The sequence below is a fragment of the Tissierella simiarum genome (genome assembly GCF_018917865.1).
In the GTDB taxonomy this organism is placed as follows: Bacteria; Bacillota; Clostridia; order Tissierellales; family Tissierellaceae; genus Tissierella_C; species Tissierella_C simiarum.
This window is the reverse complement of the sequence record NZ_JAHLPM010000043.1, coordinates 1-1,714: the sequence shown is the minus strand read 5'-3', so window position 1 is coordinate 1,714 and position 1,714 is coordinate 1. Positions and strand designations below refer to the sequence as shown.

Below are 1,714 nucleotides of genomic sequence, written 5' to 3'. Positions count from 1 at the left end.
CTATTTATCAAAGGGTTTGTTCGTAAGAATATTGATTTTTCTACAAGAACATGTTCAAATTTCGAAGGAGTATGTGGAGAAATTCATCATTGTACTGTAGATGTTCCTTTTGAATGTACAACACCTGTTACTTTCTTTAGACAACCAGAGACACTTCGTACAAATTCTAGACAAGAATTTGAATTTTTTAAAGAAGAAGATTTACCAAGAAAAGATTTTGCTGAAAAAGATAAATTAATGTCAGGAGACTTATCAGAGTTCAATCAAGTAAGTGAAGAATTCTTCAATGAACTTCCATTCTGTGAATTACTTTCTAGCAGAATCGTTGAATTCGATGAACTTATAGACCGTAGACGTCCATCTGGTATTGATCTTCCATTTGAAGAAAGATTCTTCAGAAGAATCGAAGAAAAAATGGTTATAGAACTTAGACTTAAGATTTTACAAAAACGACAAGTTACAATTCCTCCAACTACTACAAATGGAGATATAGTAAAAAAATAATGCTTTATTGCTAGGGTATGTGTGCTGCATACCCTAGTTTTATTTTACCGTAAAATTATATACTTTACTTCTATCTTATGCTCATAAGTTAAATTTGTGTAAGATTTATAAGATAATTTTTAAAAATATGAATCCAGTTTATTAAACTATTACTTCCATTTGTCTTCTTACTAATGCAGACTTTAGTTTTAGAATTGCAGAAAGAAAAAGACCAGGAACTTAATCCTGGTCTAATTAATAAAGAGGTTGTTTGAAGCGTCCTGTTTTATTATTTGCCTTTCTCTATCTTGAGGTGCATTGTCTTATGGGTACCTTAATTAATGCTATATTAATATAACTCCTATGGAAAGAGCTACAGGAAGAGGGGTAAAGCCACTTGTTGCTTTACTCCATATTACAAGTATATTACGAATTGACAAAAGTTGTTACTATAATATAAAATTTAAACTTAAATTCACCTACTCACTTATCTGATCTAACATACTCCATAAAGCCCAATCTGGAATACTATCTCCATTTAAATCTTTTATCCATCTTTCAGAATCTTCTATTATTTTCTTTTTAGCTAAAGACTTGATAGCTTCTTCTCCTTGTTTTCTTTGCCAGTTTTCTAACTTAGCCATAGTTTTTTCCTACTTACCTAAATTTCTAGCTTCCTGAATCAATTTATTTTTATCTAAAGAAGTTCCAGAACAACTTTTTACTACTCCTAGCCCTTCCCTATGAAACTTAATGGATTGTTCTCCATATTTATCAATAAAGTATTTAGTGAGCTTGAGCATTGATTCTTTTTGTTTTCCTTCAAATTTATCGTGACCTATATCAAAATTACCTAGCATTTCAACTGCAAAGGCTCCAGTATTCCAATCTTTAATACTTGCTGGAGCTATATTAAAAGGTCTGCCAGTTACCCATTTTCCATCAGGTGTAAGAGTAAAGGGAAATTGTCTAGATAATACAGTGATGGAAAACTTTTTTGGTTTGCTGAAGACAGAGTTGCTTTATTTACAAGAGTTCGATAATATAGAACAATTTATCGAAGAATTAGAAGCTTACATATAATTACTACAACAACAAACGTATTAAGAGTAAATCATAACCACCCGTCAAACGGGTGGTTTGCTCAGCCCTATAAGGGCATGTTACTTGCAAGTGTCTAAAGACACGCTGAATACAGTCCGCCAACCGCTTTAACTTTCCAAGCTACCCC

The 1,714-nt window shown here is 32.0% G+C and carries 3 protein-coding genes and 1 pseudogene; 2 read left to right on the top strand and 2 right to left on the bottom strand.

Going from position 1 to position 1,714, the window contains the following annotated elements; genetic code table 11:
* Window positions 1–504 (top strand): CsxC family protein (locus KQI42_RS20645; RefSeq protein WP_343231735.1); only part of this gene is annotated, 504 nt, incomplete at its 5' end.
* 458 nt (window positions 505–962) lie between these two features.
* Here the strand turns inward: KQI42_RS20645 and KQI42_RS20640 are convergent.
* Window positions 963–1,127, bottom strand: a complete 165-nt coding sequence (locus tag KQI42_RS20640; RefSeq protein WP_216522715.1) for a hypothetical protein — start codon at window positions 1,125–1,127, stop codon at window positions 963–965.
* Between the two features lie 9 nt (window positions 1,128–1,136).
* A complete protein-coding gene (locus KQI42_RS20635) occupies window positions 1,137–1,343 on the bottom strand; it encodes a hypothetical protein (protein ID WP_343231734.1) in 207 nt (68 codons plus the stop codon).
* A 97-nt stretch (window positions 1,344–1,440) separates the two neighbouring features.
* On the opposite strand from KQI42_RS20635, the pseudogene KQI42_RS20630 reads away from it, so the two are divergent.
* A pseudogene (locus KQI42_RS20630) lies at window positions 1,441–1,603 on the top strand (IS3 family transposase); the annotation flags it as partial.
* Between the last annotated feature and the right edge of the window lie 111 nt (window positions 1,604–1,714).

What these genes read in the sequence shown, in the direction of transcription:
- KQI42_RS20635 (WP_343231734.1), bottom strand. Translation starts at nt 1,343, where the DNA reads ATGCTAGGTAATTTTGATATAGGTCACGATAAATTTGAAGGAAAACAA.
- KQI42_RS20640 (WP_216522715.1), bottom strand. Translation starts at nt 1,127, where the DNA reads ATGGCTAAGTTAGAAAACTGGCAAAGAAAACAAGGAGAAGAAGCTATC.